Origin of the sequence: Cellulomonas sp. (assembly GCF_965229465.1) — a bacterium.
Classification (GTDB): Bacteria; Actinomycetota; Actinomycetes; order Actinomycetales; family Cellulomonadaceae; genus Cellulomonas.
Window position 1 is genome coordinate 2,383,464 of the sequence record NZ_OZ245882.1, and the last position, 17,190, is coordinate 2,400,653.

Sequence of the window (17,190 nt, forward strand, 5' to 3'; positions counted from 1 at the left end):
GCGGGCGTCAGGCCTCGATCTCCGGCGTGACCCGCGTGGTGCCCAGCTGCTGCGGGGCACTGCCGGCCTTGAGCGCGGCCAGCCGCGCCTCGACCTCGATCTGCTCGGAGGACGCCTCGAGCTCCGAGAACTGGGAGTCCAGCGACGACGCGGCGATCTCCGCCTGGCCCATCGCCAGTGCCTCCTCGCGGCGCACCTTGTCCTCGAAGCGCGAGATCTCGCTGGTCGGGTCCAGCACGTTGATCGAGCTGATCGCGGTCTGCACGGTCTGCTGCGCCTCGGCGGACTTCTGCCGGGCGACCAGGGTGTCCCGGCGCGACTTCAGCTGGCCGAGCTTGTCCTTCATCATGGCCAGGCCGGACTTGAGCTTCTCGACGGTCTCGCGCTGCGACGCGATGAGTGGCTCCGCCTCGCGGACCTCGCCCTCCGCGGTGAGCTGCTTGCTGAGCGCGATCTTGGCCAGGTTGTCGAACTTGTCGGCGTTCGCGGTGTCTCCGGCGGAGCGGTACTGGTCCGCGCGGCTGGACGCGGCCAGCGCCTTGCTGCCCCACTCGCGCGCCGCGGAGACGTCCTCGTTGTAGTCCTGCTCCGCCAGGCGCAGGTTGCCGATGGTCTGCGCGATCGCGCGCTCGGCGTCCCCGATCGAGCCGGTGTAGTCGCGCACCAGCTGGTCCAGCATCTTCTGCGGGTCCTCGGCCTGGTCGATGAGCGCGTTGATGTTGGCGCGGGCCAGCTGGGTGATCCGCCCGAACACGCTCTGCTTCTCGGTCATCGCTCATGCCTCTCGTCGTCCGTGTCGACCGGAGCATCCCGGCCGTCGTGCTCACTGCTGTCAGAAACCCCCGCCGAACCCTCCGTCGCCGAAGCCGCCGCCGCCACCGCCTCCTCCGCCACCACCGCCGCCGCCCCAGCCGCCGCCACCACCGAAGCCGCCGCCGCCGCGTAGGACGCTGTCCAGCAGGATGCCGCCGAGCACCATCCCGCCGACGCCGTTCATTCCGCCGCCCCTGCCGCCCAGCTGTCCGGCGCCGACCTGGAGCTGGTCCGCCCGCTCGACGTCCTGCTGTGCGAGGTCCGCCGCCTCGCGCGCCAGCTGCTCGGCGCGCTGCGCGGTGGCGAGCGCGGCCGAGGCGTCGGTCGGCCGCTGGTCGAGGGCCACCGAACGCAGCCGCTCGGCCTCGGCCAGCCGGGTGCGCGCCTCGGGACCGACCGCCCCGCGGCGCGTGCTCAGGAAGTCGCCGGTGGCACGCAGGGTGGACTCGAGGCGGCCGAGGAGGTCGTCGAGCTGCCGCTGCGCGCGGCGGTCCTGCTCGACCGCGTCCCGGGTGGGGGCCAGCGCGGCGTCCAGGGCGGCCTCGGCGTCGGTGATCGCGCGCATCGCCGCGAGCGGGTCGCCGGTGCCGGCGCGGGCGGCACGAGCGGCCTCGACCGCGGTACGCGCCGTCTGGGCCGGGGCGGCGACCTCGGGCTTGTCGCGGGCGAGCCGGTCGACGTCGGCCAGGTCGGCGGAGATCGAGGCGATCGCCGCGTCGATGCGGGAGCCGATCACGGCGAGCTCCGGTCCGGCGCGGTCGACCGCGTCCAGCAGCGTCGAGACCTGGCTGAGGGCCTCCTCGGCGGCGCGGGCGTACCCGACCGCGGTGCCCCGCTGACCGCTGCCCACGGCCTCCTCGCCGCGGCCGACCGTCGTGTCGACCTCGTCGAGCAGCTGCTGCGCCTGGTCGGGGTTGCGTGCGACGGACGCGAGCGTGACCGCCGGGTAGGTCGCGGCCAGCGTGCTGACCGTGACGCGGGCCGGGTCGAGGCGCTGGCGCAGGGCCGCGGCCGAGCGCGCGTGCGACTCCAGGGCCTGCTCGACGTGGGCCTCGAGGTCGCGCAGGTGGTCGAAGCCGGCCTTCTGCGCGTCGAGCATCGCGGACACCGCGGCGCACGTCCGCAGGATGCGGGTGGCCGTCTCGCGGACCTGGGGCTCGGTGTCGGGGATGTTGTCGTCGAGCGTCTGGCGCAGCCGGAAGGCCTCGGTGACCTGGGCCTTGGCGTCGGCGAGCACGGTCTCGAACTCACCGGTGGCGTCGGGGCCGAACTGGGCCTGGGCGAACCCCAGCTCCTCGTCCGAGGCCTTGACCGCGTCGTCGATCGCGACGAGCGCGGACGCGGAGCGGCGGTCCAGCTCGGCCGTCGGCAGGGCCGCCAGCTCGTCACCGGGGGCGGCGGGTGCACCGGGCGTCACGACCCCGGCGGCGCGACGGCGGGACATCACCCACCGCAGACCGAAGAACCCGGCGACGACCACCAGGCCGATGACGAGCACCGTGCCGAAGCCACCACCACCACCACCGCCGCCGCCCGACGAGCCGGTGGCCGAGGCGCGCAGGGAGTCCGCCGTGGCGATCGCCGCGCCGGCCCAGTCGTCCTCGCGCAGCCGGTCCTCGGCGGCGGTGCTTGCCGCCTCGACCTGCGAGCTGGACAGCCCCTCGACCGTCTCCGGCGCGAGCGCGTACCGCCGCGCGTCGGTGGCGACGGCCAGGATGACGTCCTGCGAGCCGAGTCCGGACTTCTGCGCGGTCTCCTGCGCCCACTCGACGGGGTCGGAGCCGCCGAAGTCGGCGACGTAGACGACGTACAGCTGGAGCGAGGTGTCCTGCGCCAGCTGGTCGAGCGCCGCCTGGACCTGCGACTCGCTGCCGTCGAGCGCGCCCACCTGGTCGGTGATCTCCCCCGTGAGGGACAGCGGGCCGACGGTCGGCAGGAGACCGGCACCGATCAGGAGCGGGGCTCCGAGCAGCAGCGGGACGAGCACGGACAGGCGACGTCGCAGGGCGGGCACGCACTGATCCTTCCGGTGGGTACTACCCGCCGCAACGGCTCACGCCCGCAGACGGTTCCCGGTCAGTCGCGCTCGGCCTCCGTGGCGGGGTCCAGGTCCTCGGCGTCGACGATCGAGTACGCGTAGCCCTGCTCGGCCAGGAACCGTTGCCGGTGGGCGGCGAAGTCCTGGTCCACGGTGTCCCGCGCGACGACCGTGTAGAAGTGCGCGGTGCGGCCGTCGCCCTTGGGACGCATGATCCGGCCGAGCCGCTGCGCCTCCTCCTGCCGGGAGCCGAACGAGCCGGACACCTGGATGGCCACGGACGCCTCGGGCAGGTCGATGGAGAAGTTGGCGACCTTGCTCACGACGAGCTTGGTGATCTCGCCCGACCGGAACGCGTCGAACAGCCGCTGCCGCTCGTGCACGGTGGTCTCGCCGGTGATGAGGTCCGCGTTCAGGTGCTCCGCCAGCGTGTGGAGCTGGTCCAGGTACTGGCCGATCACCAGCGTCGGGTCGCCCTCGTGCTTGGCGACCAGCTGCTCGACCACCCGGTTCTTCCCCTTGGCGGTCGCGGCGAGCCGGTACCGCTCCTCCGGCTCGGCGACCGCGTAGGCCATCCGGTCGGCGTCGGGGAGCGTCAGGCGCACCTCGACGCAGTCGGCGGGGGCGATGTAGCCCTGGGCCTCGATGTCCTTCCAGGGGGCGTCGAACCGCTTGGGGCCGATGAGGCTGAACACCTCGTCCTCGCGGCCGTCCTCGCGCACCAGCGTGGCGGTCAGGCCGAGCCGGCGACGCGCCTGGAGGTCGGCGGTCATCCGGAAGATCGGGGCGGGGAGCAGGTGGACCTCGTCGTAGACGACCAGGCCCCAGTCGCGGGCGTCGAGCAGCTCGAGGTGCGTGTAGACGCCCTTCCGCTTGGTGGTGAGCACCTGGTAGGTGGCGATGGTGACCGGGCGGACCTCCTTGCGGGCACCGGAGTACTCGCCGATCTCGTCCTCGGTCAGCGTCGTGCGCTTGAGCAGCTCGTCGCGCCACTGCCGGGCGCTGACGGTGTTGGTCACCAGGATCAGGGTGGTGGTCGACGAGCGCGCCATGGCCCCCGCACCGACGAGGGTCTTGCCGGCGCCACAGGGCAGGACGACCACGCCGGAGCCGCCGTGGAAGAAGCCGTCGACGGCCTGCTGCTGGTACGGCCGCAGGTGCCAGCCGTCCTGGACCAGGTCGATCTGGTGCGCCTCGCCGTTCACGTACCCGGCGAGGTCCTCGGCCGGCCAGCCCAGCTTGAGCAGCACCTGCTTGAGGTGGCCGCGCTCGGACGGGTGGACGACGACGTCAGTGGCGTCGATGCGGGCGCCGAGCAGCCCGGCGGTGCGCTTGGAGCGGACCACCTCGACCAGCACCGCAGGGTCCAGCGCGTGCAGGATCAGGCCGTGCACGGGGTCCTGGATGAGCTGGAGGCGCCCGTAGCGGGACATGATGTCCGCGACGTCGACCAGCAGGGCGTGCGGCACGGGGTAGCGCGAGTACTCGAGCAGGACGTCGACCACCTGCTCGGCGTCGTGACCCGCGGCGCGCGCGTTCCACAGGCCCAGCGGGGTCAGGCGGTACGTGTGCACGTGCTCCGGGGCGCGCTCCAGCTCCGCGAACGGAGCGATCGCACGTCGGCACGCCTCGGCCTGGTCGTGGTCGACCTCGAGCAGCAGCGTCTTGTCGCTCTGCACGATGAGGGGGCCGTTGGTCACGAAGTCTCCTGACGATCGTCTTCGGTGGCGCGCGTGACGCTCGCGATCCGGTGCACCGCGACGGTGAGCTCGGACTCGCGGGCGGTGTCGATCGCCCGCAGCCGCCCGCCCTCGACCCGCAGGGGTCGCAGCAGACGCCGCTGTGGGACACCGTGCGAGCCCACCAGCTCGACCCACACCTCGACCTTCTCGGCCGCCGCCTCGCGCAGCAGCACCAACGCATCCACGGGGTCGGCTGTTCCCGCGGCCGGCGCGGGCGGCGGGGGAGGCGGCGCGGACGCGCGCCGGACGGGGGGCGCCAGGATGGTCCCCGGCAGCCGCTCGAGCTCGTCGGCCTTGCGCTCCTGCTCGGCCCGGCGCAGCTGCGGAACGAGGGCGAGCAGGCGGTCGTCGCTGAGGACCTCGCGTGCGCCGCTGGGGGCCGTGTCCGACGCGCGTCTGCGGGCGCCCGCGGTGGCGCGACGGCCGACCCGGCGCACCGCCGAGACCACGTGCAGCACCTGGCCGTCCTGTCCCTCCGCGACGGGTGCCAGCCCGTGCGCGCGCAGGGCCTCGACCAGCTCGCGGGCGGGGGCCTGCGCGGCCAGGACGGTCGGTGCCAGCTGGACCAGGCCCAGCGTGGCCAGCCGCGGGTCCTCCGCCAGGCCGGCCAGGAGGGACGGGTCGTCGGCACGCACGTAGCCGGACGCCGAGCCGACGCGCAGGCGGCCGTGGCGCCGCGCCGCGTCCCGGACCAGGTACTCCAGCGGCTGCGGGACGCCCGAGCGGCTGTGGGTCGCCAGCTCGGCGAGCAGCCCGTCGGCGGTCGCGCCGGCGTCGAGCGCGCGGCGGACGGAGTCCGGCGTGAACCGGACCGTGAGGGCGCCGCCGCGGGACTCGACGTGCGCGGTCCGGTCCAGGACGTCCTCGAGCTCGGGGGTGGGCCGGCCGGGGACCACACCGGTCAGGTCGCCCTGGAGCAGGATCTCGCCGACCGCGGGAGGCAGGGCCGCCGCGAGCGCGCCGGCGGGGTCGGCCGACTCGGCCCCGACCAGCGGGGCGGTCTCGACGAGCAGGGCGCGACCGGCGTCGGACAGCGCTCCCGCACCGAGGATGCCTAGCCGGCCGGCTTCGACGAGCACCGCCTGGACCGCCGCGGGCGGCGGGACCGACCGCGGGGTCCGCCAGCGCAGGACCGCGACCACGTGCGCGGCGTCCAGGGCCGTGCCGGGAGGGGTGTCGGCGAGGACGTCGAGCACCGACCGGCGCAGGCGGGGTGCCCAGGTGCGCTGGAGCTCGGGGTCGAGCGCCGCACGGACGCCGCCGCGCTCGTCGCGCCCGCCGACCAGCCACGGGGTGCGCAGGGTGGACCGCCAGGTGCGGGCCAGCGCGGCCCAGCGGTCGGGGACGTCGCGGACCGCCCACTCGTCGACGGCCACGGTCGGGGCGAACGACGGGTTGTCCTCGCCGTCGTCGGCGATGAACGCCGCGGCGCCGGCCAGCTCGATGACGAAGGCGGCCTCGGCCTCGTCGGTCTCCAGGGCGGTGGCCACCCGCCGCAGCTCGCGCACCCCCAGGCCGCCGCCGCGCAGCACCCCGGGCGGAGTGTGCTCCCACAGGCGCACCAGGCGCGCGACGAGGAGCACGATCCGCTCCCCGGCCGCCGCCGACTCGGCCGCGACCAACGCGTGGCTGCGGTGCGGGACGTCGGTGGGCAGCGGTGGAGGCGCCGCGGGCGCGGCGTGCGTGCGTCCGCCGCGCAGAGCGAGCGCGACCGCGCGGGGCAGCACCACGTGGCGGGAGTCGCCGGGCAGGAGCAGGTGACGGCGCAGCAGCCAGTCCACGGCGGCCGCGGCGGCGGTGCTGTTGGATGGGGCGAGGCCGATGGGTGGACCCCACAGCAGGGCGTCGAGCACGGGCCGCGCGCCGGCGGGGGCGGTGTCGAGGAGGGTCGGCAGGTCGTCGAGCCCGACCGGTTCCGGCGGCGTCCCGCGGCGGGTCCCCGCGTCCAGGGGAGCGAGCCCGGCGGGGTACGGGCCGAGGATCTCGGCGAGCCCGGGGGAGGGCAGCAGCGGGGCGTCCGCAGCGTCGGAGTCCGGGTAGACCAGGGTGCCGACGAGCGCGAGCCGCAGCGCGCGCTCCACCAGGGCGACCCCGGCCTCGTCGGTGGCGCCGAGCGCGCCAGGGAGGTCCGCGGCGGTGACCGGGCCGGGCTCGGACAGGGCGACGACCGCCTCCAGCACCTGGAGCACGCTGGCGTCGACCGCCGCGAGCGCGCGCTCGAGGCTCGACCGGCTGGTGGCGCGGACCGCCAGTGACGACAGGGTCGCGGGCGACGGCGACGCCAGGTCCGGTCGGCTGCGCAGGAGCGCGACGAGCTCGTCGTCGCTGCGTTCCCGCAGATAACCGGTGAAGGTGGGCATCCGCACAACCTTACGTGGCGGGGGGCGGGTGCGGGGCGTCGGCTACTGGTGGGTAACGGGTGCTCGGACGGATGAGGCTGCGGTCTGGCAGTCTGCGTATCCCGCCCGCCCCGCTCAGCCGTGGAGGTTCCCGACCGTGCCGCTCCCCGTCGACGTCCTCGCCGGCCTGCGGGCCGACGCCGAGGCGCAGCTCCCGTCGCTCGTCGAGCTGCGGCGTGCCCTGCACCGCACCCCCGAGATCGGACTGGACCTCCCGGCGACGCAGCGGCTCGTCCTGGACGCCCTCGCCCCGCTCGGCCTCGAGGTCCGCACGGGGACCGGCCTGAGCTCCGTGGTCGCCGTCCTGCGCGGAGGGCGCCCCGGTTCGGCCGTGCTGCTGCGCGGGGACATGGACGCGCTGCCCGTCACCGAGGACTCGGGAGAGCCGTTCGCCTCCGAGCGCGCCGGCGTCATGCACGCGTGCGGCCACGACCTGCACGTGGCCGGGCTGGTCGGCGCGGCCCGGTTGCTGGCCTCCCGTCGCGACGAGCTCGCCGGCGACGTCGTCCTCATGTTCCAGCCCGGCGAGGAGGGCGACCACGGTGCACGGCTGATGATCGATGAGGGCGTCCTCGACGCCGCCGGGTCGCGGGTCGTGGCCGCGTACGGCCTGCACGTGCTGTCGTCCGTGCTGCCCGCCGGCCTGGTCGCGTCGAGGTACGGCACCGCCCTGGCCGCGGCCGACACCGTGCACGTCACGATCCAGGGCCGCGGCGGGCACGGCTCGATGCCGCACCTCGCGGCCGACCCCGTGCCGGTCGCCGCCGAGATCGTCCTGGCGCTCCAGGCCATGGTCACCCGGCAGTTCGACGTGTTCGACCCCGTCGTCGTGACGGTGGGGAGGATCGCGGCCGGCACGACCGACAACGTGATCCCGTCGACCGCCGTGCTGGAGGCGACCGTCCGCACCTTCTCCGAGACCGCGCACGGGCTGGTGCCCGAGCGGCTGACCCGCGTGGTCGAGGGCATCGCCGCGGCCCACGGGCTGACCGCCACGGTCGACTACCGGCGCGGCTACCCCGTCACGTCGAACACGCCCGCCGAGGTGGACCGTGCCGCCGGGGTGGTCAGGGGACTGTTCGGCGAGCAGGCGTACCTGACCATGCCGCAGCCGCTCTCCGGCGCGGAGGACTTCTCCTACGTGCTCCAGCAGGTGCCCGGCGCGTACCTGGCCCTCGGTGCGACCCCCGTCGGCGAGGACCCGGCGACCGCGGCGTACAACCACTCCGCGCACGCACGGTTCGCGGAGGAGTCGCTCGCGGTCGGCCCGGCCGTGCTCGCGGCGCTCGTGCTGGACCGCCTGACGGAGGGCGGGTAGACCCGTACGCCAGGAGTCGATGCCTGAAACCGCACTCATCCGAGCCCACCGTCCTCCAGACTCAGCGCCATGGCACTGAGGATCGCGACCGTCGGCACCACCGCCGATCTCTGCGACGCCATCGGTGCCGCCGGTCCGCAGGACGTGGCATCCGTCCTGGCGCTCGTCGGTCACGAGAGCGCGGTCGTCCGCAAGGCGGTGGCGGTCCAGCTGCCCTACCTCACCGACGCCGAACCGAGCGCCGAGCTGCTCGCCACCGCGATCAGGCTGACCGCGGACCTCGACCCGCAGGTGCGGGACTGGGCGTGCTTCACGCTCGGCCAGCAGTGGCAGGAGGTCGACACACCCGAGCTGCGCCGGGCGCTCGTCGACCGGCTCGACGACATCGACCTCGACACCCGCCACGAGGCGCTCGTCGGGTTGTCGCTCCGGCAGGACCAGCGCGCGCTGCCCTACGTGCGGGCCGAGCTCAGCCGCGCCGACGGGTCCGTCCGCCGGCTCGCGATGGTCGCCGCCGGGGCGCTGGGCGACCCGACGCTGCACGACCTCACGCTCCGGCACCAGTCGGGGTGGGTCGACCGGGCAGGCCAGAGCGTCGCGGACTGCGCCCGCCGCCTCACCGACCCGACCGGCCCGGGCGACGACGTCCTGGACGGCGTCGCCGCGCTCCTGCGGCTGCGGGCCCATGGCTTCAACGGCGACGCCCAGCTGGTGTGGTGGGGATGCCTGACGCAGATGCTCGACATCGCGCCCCACCGGGCGCGCCAGTTCTACGACGCCGTCCGGTCCCGGCTCGACGGCGACCAGAGGGCGTTGGCCGAGCTGCGGACCAGGTCGGCGCTCGCGGTCGACGCGGGGCTGCTGGACGCGGAGCTCCTCGACGTGGAGTGACGCCTGCGGGCGATCAGCGCGCTGTGCACCCGACGCACGTCGTCGCGGTGGGTCGGGCCTCCAGCCGGGCCGCGGCGATCGGCTGCCCGCACACCGTGCAGACCCCGTACGAGCCGTCGTCGAGCCGTGCGAGCGCGGCGTCGACCGAGGCGAGCCGCTCCACGGCGTCGCGCGCCAGGGCGTCGACCTGGGCCCGCTCGAACGCGATCGTCGCGCCCTCGGGGTCGTGCTCGTCGTCCGCGTTGCTGTCCCGCGAGGCGTCCACGACGGCGCGGTGCTCGCCCTCGAGCGCGGCGAGGCGCTCCAGGGTCTCGGCGCGGAGCTCGTCGAGCCGGTCTCGGGCGGACGTCTGGGTCACCTCCACCGCAACGCGACACGGCCGGTCAGGCTTCCGCGACGGGTGCCCGGGGATTTTCGGGTGCCGTGGCCGGTAACCTTGTGGCCAGTACGTCCTTCTCATGAACGGGGTTCACCGTGCCTACCGGCAAGGTCAAGTGGTTCGACACCGAGCGCGGCTTCGGGTTCATCGCCAGCGACGACGGCGGCGAGGTCTTCCTGCACGCCTCCGCGCTGCCCGAGGGCGTCACGGCGCCGAAGCCCGGCGCGAAGGTCGACTTCGGCGTCGCCGACGGCCGTCGCGGCCCGCAGGCCCTGTCCGTCAAGCTGCTGGACCCCGTGCCGTCGGTCGCCAAGGCGGCGCGCAAGCCCGCCGACGACATGGCCGTCATCATCGAGGACCTCATCAAGGTCCTGGACCGCGTCGGCAACGACCTGCGTCGTGGCCGCTACCCCGAGAAGGCGCGCGGGGAGCAGTACGCCTTGCTCCTGCGCGCCGTCGCGGACGACATCGAGGCCTGAGCATGCCTGCAGCTACCAAGGACGCGGTCCTCGGATCCGCCGTCGACCTGGCCCGTGCGGTCGCTGTCGACCTCGCCGAGGACCCCTCCGACGTCGGCGAGTACCTCGGTCTCGTCGTCGAGGGGGAGCGGCTGGTGTCCCACCGGTTCGCCTCCGCCGCCCGCGGCTACCGCGGCTGGGAGTGGACGGTCACCGTGGCGCGCGTGCCGCGCGGCCGCACGGCGACGGTCTGCGAGGCCGAGCTGCTGCCCGGTCCGGACGCCGTGCTCGGGCAGGCCTGGCTCCCGTGGTCCGAGCGGATCCGCCCGGGCGACATCGGCCCCGGCGACGTGCTGCCCTTCAAGGCCGACGACCCGCGCCTCGAGCCCGGCTGGACCCCCACGGGCGACCCCGAGCTGGACGACGTCGCGATCGACGAGCTCGCCCTCGCCCGCATCAGGGTGCTGTCGCCGCAGGGTCGCGACGAGGCCGCCGAGCGCTGGTACCGCGGCCCGCACGGTCCGACGAGCGCCGGCGCGCTGGCGTCCGCGGCCGCGTGCGGCAGCTGCGGGTTCCTGGTGCCGCTCCAGGGGTCGCTCGGCACCGTCTTCGGTGTCTGCGCCAACCAGTGGTCGCCGGACGACGGCACCGTCGTGAGCGTCGACCACGGCTGCGGCGCGCACTCCGAGACCGACTCCGAGGCCCCGCCCACCGACTGGCCCGCCGCCGACCCGCTGATCGACGAGCTCAGCCTGGAGCTGGTGAACCTCACCGAGTCCTCGGCCGCGCCGGCGAAGACGACCGAGGCCACCGTCGCCGACGAGGCGCCGACCGCGCCGACCGACGCCGACGTCCCGACGGAGCCGACGGAGCCGAGGGAGCCGGCGGACACCGCGATCGAGGCGACCACCGCGCCCGACGAGACCGACGCCGCGCCCGGTGACGCCGAGGTCACACCCGACGAGGTCGAGGTCGCGCCCGTCGCGGACGCAGCCGTCGAGCCCGACGCAGCACCCGAGCCCGACGCAGCACCCGAGCCCGACGCAGCACCCGAGCCCGACGCAGCACCCGAGCCCGACGTCTCCGACGCCGACCAGCCCGCCACCCGGCCCGACCCGGAGCCGTGACCGCCGACGCCTTCGGGACGGCCGCCCTCCGCGCGGCCGTCCTGGGGGCGTGGCGCGCCTCCCCCGCTCGACTGCGGGAGGACGCCAACACGGAGGAGGACCACGCCCGCGGCTACTACCGCGACCGGGTGCTGGTCGAGCTGGCGCAGAACGCCGCCGACGCCGCCGCGCGCGCGGACGTCCCGGGCCGGCTGCTGCTGCGGCTCGCGCACGCGGACGACGGCACCACCGCGCTGGTCGCCGCCAACACGGGCAGCCCGCTCGACGCCGACGGTGTCGCGTCGCTGTCGTCGATGCGCGCGTCGTCGAAACGGGACAGCCACGAGGGCGTGGTCGGCCGGTACGGCGTCGGCTTCGCGGCCGTGCGCGCAGTGGCCGACGAGGTGTCGCTGCTGTCCACCACCGGGGGCGTCCGGTTCTCCGCGCGGGACACGGCCGAGCTGTTGAGCGAGGCCTCCGAGGACGTCCCGGCGCTCGCCGAGGAGGTGCGTCGCCGCGACGGCTCGCTACCGGCCCTGCGCCTCCCGCTCCCCGCGGACGGCCGCCCACCCGCGGGCTACGACACCGCGGTGGTCCTCCAGCTGCGCGACGAGGTCGCCGCCGACGAGGTGCGCGCGCTGCTGCGCGAGGTCGGCGACCCGCTCCTGCTGGCCCTGCCGGGTCTGGTGGAGATCGTGGTGGAGGACCACACCTCGGACGCGCCCTCCCGCCGGTTCGCGGACGTCGAGGACCGGTGGGTCGTCGTCTCGGCCGAGGGGGACCTGCCCTACGAGGTGGTCGCCGACCGTCCCGTCGAGGAGCGCAGCGCCCGCACGTGGCGGGTGACGTGGGCGGTCCCGCGCGTGCCGGGCGTGAGCTGGCCGGCCGTGGTGCACGCCCCGACGCCCACCGACGAGCCGTGCAGCGTGCCGGCCCTCCTCGTCGCCACCCTCCCGCTGGATCCCACGCGGCGGCACGTCGCGCCCGGCCGGCTGGCGGACACCGTCCTGGAGCACGCGGCGACCGCGTACGCGCGGCTGGCGCACGAGCGGGCCGAGGCCGACCACGATCCGCTGTCCCTGGTGCCGAGCGGCCTGGCCGAGGGCACCCTCGACGGCACGCTCCGGGACCTGGTCGTCGAGCGGCTCGCGCGGACGCCGCTGCTCCGCCGCGCGGCGGGGCCGGCCGACGGCGGCGCCCCGCACCCGCTCGTCGCCCCGGATCGGGCGGTCATGCTCGCGGACGGCGCCGGCAACCACCCGCGTGCGATGGCGGCGCTGGGTCGCCGGGTCGCCGGGCTGGTCGTCGTGCCGGTCGGCCGGGAGGGTCAGGCCCGGGCGCTCGGGGTGGAGGAGCGCAGCCTCGCCGACGTGGTGGAGGAGCTGCCCGCGGTCGACGACGGCGCGTGGGCCGAGCTGTACGACGCGCTGGACCCGCTGGCGGACGACGCACGGGCCCGCGAGGCCCTCGGGGCGCTCCCGGTGCCCCTCGCCGACGGCCGCGTCGTGCGGGGCGCGCGCGGCCTGACCCTGCTCGACCCGGCGGAGGTCGACGCCGTGGGCACCGAGGCGCTGCGGACGCTCGGGCGCTGGGGACTGCGCGTGGTCGACGCCGGGGCGGCGCACCCGCTGCTCGGGCGGCTCGGCGCGGACGCCCCCGACGCCCGTGGTCTCCTGGCGCACCCGGCGCTGCGGGCGGCCGTGCTGGAGCAGGCGGACGACGACGACCTCGCACTGGCCGACGAGGTGACCGACGCGGTCCTCGCCGTCGTGCGGGCGGCGGTGGGCGACTCCGACCGGGCTGTCGGGCACGCTCCCTGGCTCGGTCTGCTCACGCTCCCGGCCGCCGACGGGGAGCCGACGCCCGCCCACGGGCTGGTGCTCCCGGGCGGCCCCGCGGCCGATCTGCTGGACCCGCGCGTGCTGGCGCCCGTGACCCTCGAGGCGGTCGAGCGGTGGGGAGCCGCGACGCTCGTCGCCGCCGGCGTCCGCGACGACCTGGCCGTGGTGCACGTGTCCGACGTCGTGGCCGAGCCCGCCGCGATCGACCCGGACGGCACCGACGACGCCGGCCTGGCCGCGCAGTCCCTCGACGCCTGGCCGCAGTACCTCGCGCACCTGTCCGACACCCTGGGCGCCGGCGAGTACGTGGGCGACATCGACGCGGTGGCGGACCTCGACGCCGTCGACGCCGACCGCTGGCCCGACGTCCTCGCGCGCCTCGCGTCGGTCCCCGACCTGCGGCGGACCTTGCTGGACCCGGTGCGCGGCGAGCGCGGGGCGACCGCGGCGTCGTACACCGCCTGGTGGCTGCGCGAGCGCGGTCCGGACCAGCTGGGCGGCATCTTCGCCGGCGACACCGACGAGGCGGAGCCGACCCTGCGGGACGTGCTGCCGGCGGTCCCGGACGTGCTGCGCGGGCTCGACGCGGCCGTCCAGCGGGCGCTCGGCGGGGTGACCCGGTTCGACCAGCTGGATGGCGACGCCTGGGTGCGGGTGCTCGATGCGCTCGGGCATCCCGGGTCCCCGGTGGACGAGCGGACGGCCGTAGCGCTCTGGCGGGGGATCACGGCGGCCGCGACCCGCCCGGACGGCGGCCCCGAGGCGCGCCCGGCGGAGCGGATCCCCGCGCTCGTCGCCCCGTCGCAGGTGGCGGTGGTGCACGCCGACGACGCGGCGGTCGCGGACCAGCCCATGTGGTGGCAGCGCACCGACGTGGCGGCCATGGTGCCGGCCACGCGGGCGCACGCGGACGCCCTGGCCGCGCTGCTCGACCTGCCGCTGGCCACGGAGCTCGCGGCCGGCGAGGTCGACGACGCCGGCCGCGGAGTGGCGCAGCCGGTGCCGGTCGCGGTCTCCGCGCTGGTCGACGACGCCCCGGCCACGTGGTGGGAGCACGAGGAGCTGACGGTCGACAACGCACCGGTGGACTGGTGGGTGACCGGCGAGGGGTCGCAGGCGGTGGTCCGCGCCGTGCACGCCGCGGGCCTGGCGGCGGGGCTGGCGCAGGCCGGCGGGCGCTGGTCGGCCAGGCACGCGATCGAGGCCGTGCTGGTGGCGCCGGAGCGCGCGGCGGAGCTGGTGCTCGGGACCGTGCTCGACGACCCGGCGACCGGGACCGCCTAGGGCTGGGCCGGCGGGCCGTCCGTCGGGACGACCGCGGGAGCGGGCCGGTTCCGGCGGGCCCACCCGGCACCGAGGAGGCCCAGGACGATCCCCGTCGCGCAGACCCACACGATGTCCGGCTCGAGGTCACCCACGAGCACGAAGACACCGGTCACGAGCAGCGCCACCGCCCAGATCCCGGTGCCCACGAAGACCACCCGCTCGAGATCGATGGCGACCGGAGGGGGTGTGGTGCGGGTGGGATGCAGCAGGGTGGCGAACGGCGACGGCACGGCAGAAGCGTAGTCGCCCCCGCCGGGACGTCAGTCGGTCGGTGAGACGGCGAGCGCCGTCGCGGTGGCGTAGGCCTCGGAGACGGCGGCCAGGTGGGCCTGCGCCACGTCGCGGGGCGCGAGACCCGTCGCCGCGACGCCGTCGAGGTCGTTCTCCTCGTGCGCCATCACCGCGGCCAGGACCGGTCCGTACACGCCCGTCTGGTCGCGCAGGGCGTAGGCGATCTGCTCGGACACGCCCGAGCGCTCCACCAGCGACTCCACCGACAGGTGCTGCTGCGCGGCGACCGCCGAGAGGAGGCCGACCGTGTACCCGGCGTCCGAACCGATCAGCGTCCCGCACGTCAGTGCGCGGGCGAGGACCGACCAGAGCGCGCCGACCGTCGCCGGCCGGGCGTCGACCAGCGAGGCCATGGCCAGGGCGCTCAGCTGCCGCGGGCCCAGCAGGACGACGGCGTGGCGCACGGAGTCGATCTGGCGCCGTACCCCGGACGCGCTGGAGTTGATCATGGACAGCACGCGCATGCTCAGCTCAGGGTCCGACTCGACCGTGTGGACGACCGCCTCGTGGTCGGGCGACTCCACCGACAGCAGGCGGACCAGGGTGAGGCACTGGATCTCGCCGGCCCGGAAGTCGCGGCCGGAGCCCTCGGGGTGCCGCTCGAACATCGGGCCCTGGAGCAGGTCGACGCCGAGGTCGAGGGCGAACGCGATCGACTCGGTCGTCGCGACGCGCTCCCCGATGACGCGGACGTCGGGGTGCTGGTGGGCGCGGTTGACCAGGTCCAGGAGCCGGTCCTGGGAGCGGCCCATGTGGACCTTCACCACGTCGACCAGGGGGAGCAGCGCGTCCTGGGCGGCCGTGCCGGTGTAGTCGCCGATCGCCAGGCCGTAGCCGAGCAGGCGCAGCGTGATGAGCCGCTCGGCGGTGTCGGGCCGTCCGGCCAGCGATGCGGGGATCTCGAGGGCGAACCCGGAGGAGGCCGCGGGCGCGGGCACCCGGCCCAGGAACAGCCCGGAGGTCGCGCGGAGCATCAGGGGCCGGTCACCGGCGATCGTCGTGGGGTCCAGCGTCGCGTAGGCCTCGTCGAGCTGGTCCTCGACCTGGCTCTCCGGGAGCAGCGCTCCGTCGGCGTCGTGCACCTCGGCCCGCACCGCGTACCCGAAGACCGACCGGTCCGGGTGCACGATCGGCTGGCGCAGCAGGGTGGCGCTGCGTGTGAGGCGGTCGGAATCGTTCAGCACGCTCATGTCTCTCCCCGGTGATGTCTCGTCGACCCATCCATCGGCCGGACGGGCCAGGACCTGAGGCGTCGGGGAGAGACCGCTCAGCCGACGGGTGCCCGCAGGGGCCAGTCCCCGTCCAGCACTACCTGGGCGGCGCGACCCGTGCGGGTGTCGATGACGATCGGGGCGAGCAGGTTGACGGTCGGACCGTCCTGCGCGCCCTGCCCGGGGTGGACCACCGCGAGCACGGCGGTGTGCTCGGCGTCCGCGTCCCACGCGAGCGCGCCCGCGTCGATGACGGGCGTGTAGTCGGGGAAGTGGGCCGCGGGGCTGACGACGAAGAGGCGCACGGGTGCGTCGGACTCGTCGGCGGGGACGCTGCGCAGCGCGAACAGCACGCCGGCCTCGTCGAGCGCCTCGAGGGAGTACCGCACGTGGCCCGGCAGCCCGAGCAGAGGTGTGGAGAGCTCGAGGAGCGCGGGGACGTCGACCGAGCCGGCGTCGGCGCCCGCCACGCGCACGGTGGCCTCGGCGGTGGGTGTGCTCATCGCAGGAAGTCCAGGAGCGAGGGCTGCAGGACCTTGCCGGCCGCACCGAGGGCGCCCTGGTAGGCGACCTCCTGCATCTGGAGCTCGAGGATCACCTCGGCCAGGTCGATGTCCTCGATGCCGGAGAGCTGCGTCTTCACCGTGAGCTCCTGATCCTGGAGTGCGCTGGTCGCGGCGATGACCTGGGCGTGCCGCGCACCCACCGAGGAGACCTCCGTGAGCATCGCCTCCATGCGTGAGTCGATGGCGGCGAGGTGGGCGGTCGGGTCACCGCCGGACCGCAGCGTGGCGGCGACCGTGTCCAGCAGCGCGAACACCGAGCCGCTGCCGGTGCCGAACACGGCGGCTCCGTCGGAGTCCACGCGGACGGTGGTGTTCGGGCTGACCCTGCGCTCGACGGGCAGGGCGGTGGGGCTGCCCGAGAACGCGTAGCCGGGGCCGAAGGCCTGGCCCGCGTCGGACGTGCCGGCGAACACGGTGCGGCCCACGTAGGTCGCGTTGGCCTGGCCGAGCAGGGTGTCGCGCACTCCCTCGATCTCGGCGGCCAGGGCCTCGCGCGACGTCGCGCCGAGCGCACCGTTGCCGCCCTGGAGCGTGAGGTCCCGGGCGCGGCGCAGGGCGGCGAGCGACGAGCCCAGCGCGGAGTCCACGGTGGTCAGCCAGGAGTCGCCGTCCGAGGCGTTGCGGGCGTGCTGCGTGACGGCCCGCTGGTCGCCGCGCAGCCGGAGCATGTCGGAGGCGCCCGCCGGGTCGTCGGACGGCAGGGTGATCTTCTTGCCGCTGGACATCTGCGCCTGGAGCCCGGCCATGGCCGACAGGTTGCCCTGGAGGTTGGCCAGCGTCTGACGCTGGACCGTCTGATGGGTCACACGAG

The 17,190-nt window shown here is 75.5% G+C and carries 14 protein-coding genes; 5 read left to right on the top strand and 9 right to left on the bottom strand.

Annotated elements, in window-relative coordinates:
* Positions 1-7: 7 nt before the first annotated feature.
* The 4 genes from ACO06A_RS11465 to ACO06A_RS11480 form a co-directional block, all read right to left on the bottom strand.
* Entirely contained in the window at positions 8-772 is a 765-nt protein-coding gene (locus ACO06A_RS11465) for a PspA/IM30 family protein (RefSeq protein WP_421732323.1), read from the bottom strand.
* A gap of 60 nt (positions 773-832) precedes the next feature.
* Complete coding sequence (locus ACO06A_RS11470; RefSeq protein WP_421732324.1) at positions 833-2,827, bottom strand: TPM domain-containing protein; 1,995 nt, start codon at positions 2,825-2,827, stop codon at positions 833-835.
* Positions 2,828-2,889: 62 nt separating this feature from the next.
* Entirely contained in the window at positions 2,890-4,551 is a 1,662-nt protein-coding gene (locus ACO06A_RS11475; protein WP_421732325.1) for a DNA repair helicase XPB, read from the bottom strand.
* The gene (locus tag ACO06A_RS11480; protein WP_421732326.1) at positions 4,548-6,953 is read right to left on the bottom strand and encodes a helicase-associated domain-containing protein; all 2,406 of its coding nucleotides are present in this window, start codon (positions 6,951-6,953) and stop codon (positions 4,548-4,550) included. The genes ACO06A_RS11475 and ACO06A_RS11480 overlap by 4 nt, the downstream gene beginning before the upstream one ends.
* Before the next feature lie 136 nt (positions 6,954-7,089).
* On the opposite strand from ACO06A_RS11480, the gene ACO06A_RS11485 reads away from it, so the two are divergent.
* Together ACO06A_RS11485 and ACO06A_RS11490 are read left to right on the top strand one after the other, a co-directional pair.
* The gene (locus ACO06A_RS11485; RefSeq protein WP_421732327.1) at positions 7,090-8,310 is read left to right on the top strand and encodes a M20 metallopeptidase family protein; all 1,221 of its coding nucleotides are present in this window, start codon (positions 7,090-7,092) and stop codon (positions 8,308-8,310) included.
* A 69-nt stretch (positions 8,311-8,379) separates the two neighbouring features.
* Complete coding sequence (locus ACO06A_RS11490) at positions 8,380-9,201, top strand: HEAT repeat domain-containing protein (protein ID WP_421732328.1); 822 nt, start codon at positions 8,380-8,382, stop codon at positions 9,199-9,201.
* A gap of 13 nt (positions 9,202-9,214) precedes the next feature.
* On the opposite strand, the gene ACO06A_RS11495 is transcribed toward ACO06A_RS11490, so the two are convergent.
* Positions 9,215-9,559, bottom strand: coding sequence for a TraR/DksA family transcriptional regulator (locus tag ACO06A_RS11495; RefSeq protein WP_421732329.1), 345 nt, complete (start codon positions 9,557-9,559; stop codon positions 9,215-9,217).
* Positions 9,560-9,675: 116 nt separating this feature from the next.
* On the opposite strand from ACO06A_RS11495, the gene ACO06A_RS11500 reads away from it, so the two are divergent.
* Genes ACO06A_RS11500 through ACO06A_RS11510 form a run of 3 tightly spaced genes read left to right on the top strand, consistent with a single transcriptional unit; the run spans position 9,676 to position 14,269 of the window.
* Positions 9,676-10,059: a cold shock domain-containing protein gene (locus tag ACO06A_RS11500; protein WP_175348861.1), complete on the top strand. Its 384-nt coding sequence runs from the start codon at positions 9,676-9,678 to the stop codon at positions 10,057-10,059.
* Positions 10,060-10,061: 2 nt separating this feature from the next.
* Positions 10,062-11,165, top strand: coding sequence for a DUF3027 domain-containing protein (locus ACO06A_RS11505; RefSeq protein ID WP_421732330.1), 1,104 nt, complete (start codon positions 10,062-10,064; stop codon positions 11,163-11,165).
* The gene (locus tag ACO06A_RS11510) at positions 11,162-14,269 is read left to right on the top strand and encodes a sacsin N-terminal ATP-binding-like domain-containing protein (protein ID WP_421732331.1); all 3,108 of its coding nucleotides are present in this window, start codon (positions 11,162-11,164) and stop codon (positions 14,267-14,269) included. The genes ACO06A_RS11505 and ACO06A_RS11510 overlap by 4 nt, the downstream gene beginning before the upstream one ends.
* On the opposite strand, the gene ACO06A_RS11515 is transcribed toward ACO06A_RS11510, so the two are convergent.
* The 4 genes from ACO06A_RS11515 to flgL all read right to left on the bottom strand — a co-directional run bounded on the left by ACO06A_RS11515 (position 14,266) and on the right by flgL (position 17,185).
* Positions 14,266-14,541, bottom strand: coding sequence for a DUF2530 domain-containing protein (locus ACO06A_RS11515; protein WP_421732332.1), 276 nt, complete (start codon positions 14,539-14,541; stop codon positions 14,266-14,268). The genes ACO06A_RS11510 and ACO06A_RS11515 overlap by 4 nt on opposite strands.
* Positions 14,542-14,571: 30 nt before the next feature.
* The gene (locus ACO06A_RS11520; RefSeq protein WP_421732333.1) at positions 14,572-15,792 is read right to left on the bottom strand and encodes an EAL and HDOD domain-containing protein; all 1,221 of its coding nucleotides are present in this window, start codon (positions 15,790-15,792) and stop codon (positions 14,572-14,574) included.
* A gap of 77 nt (positions 15,793-15,869) precedes the next feature.
* Positions 15,870-16,316: a flagellar assembly protein FliW gene (locus tag ACO06A_RS11525; RefSeq protein WP_421732334.1), complete on the bottom strand. Its 447-nt coding sequence runs from the start codon at positions 16,314-16,316 to the stop codon at positions 15,870-15,872.
* Positions 16,313-17,185, bottom strand: a complete 873-nt coding sequence (flgL, locus tag ACO06A_RS11530) for a flagellar hook-associated protein FlgL (RefSeq protein ID WP_421732335.1) — start codon at positions 17,183-17,185, stop codon at positions 16,313-16,315. Before flgL ends, ACO06A_RS11525 begins: the two co-directional genes overlap by 4 nt.
* Positions 17,186-17,190 lie beyond the last annotated feature (5 nt).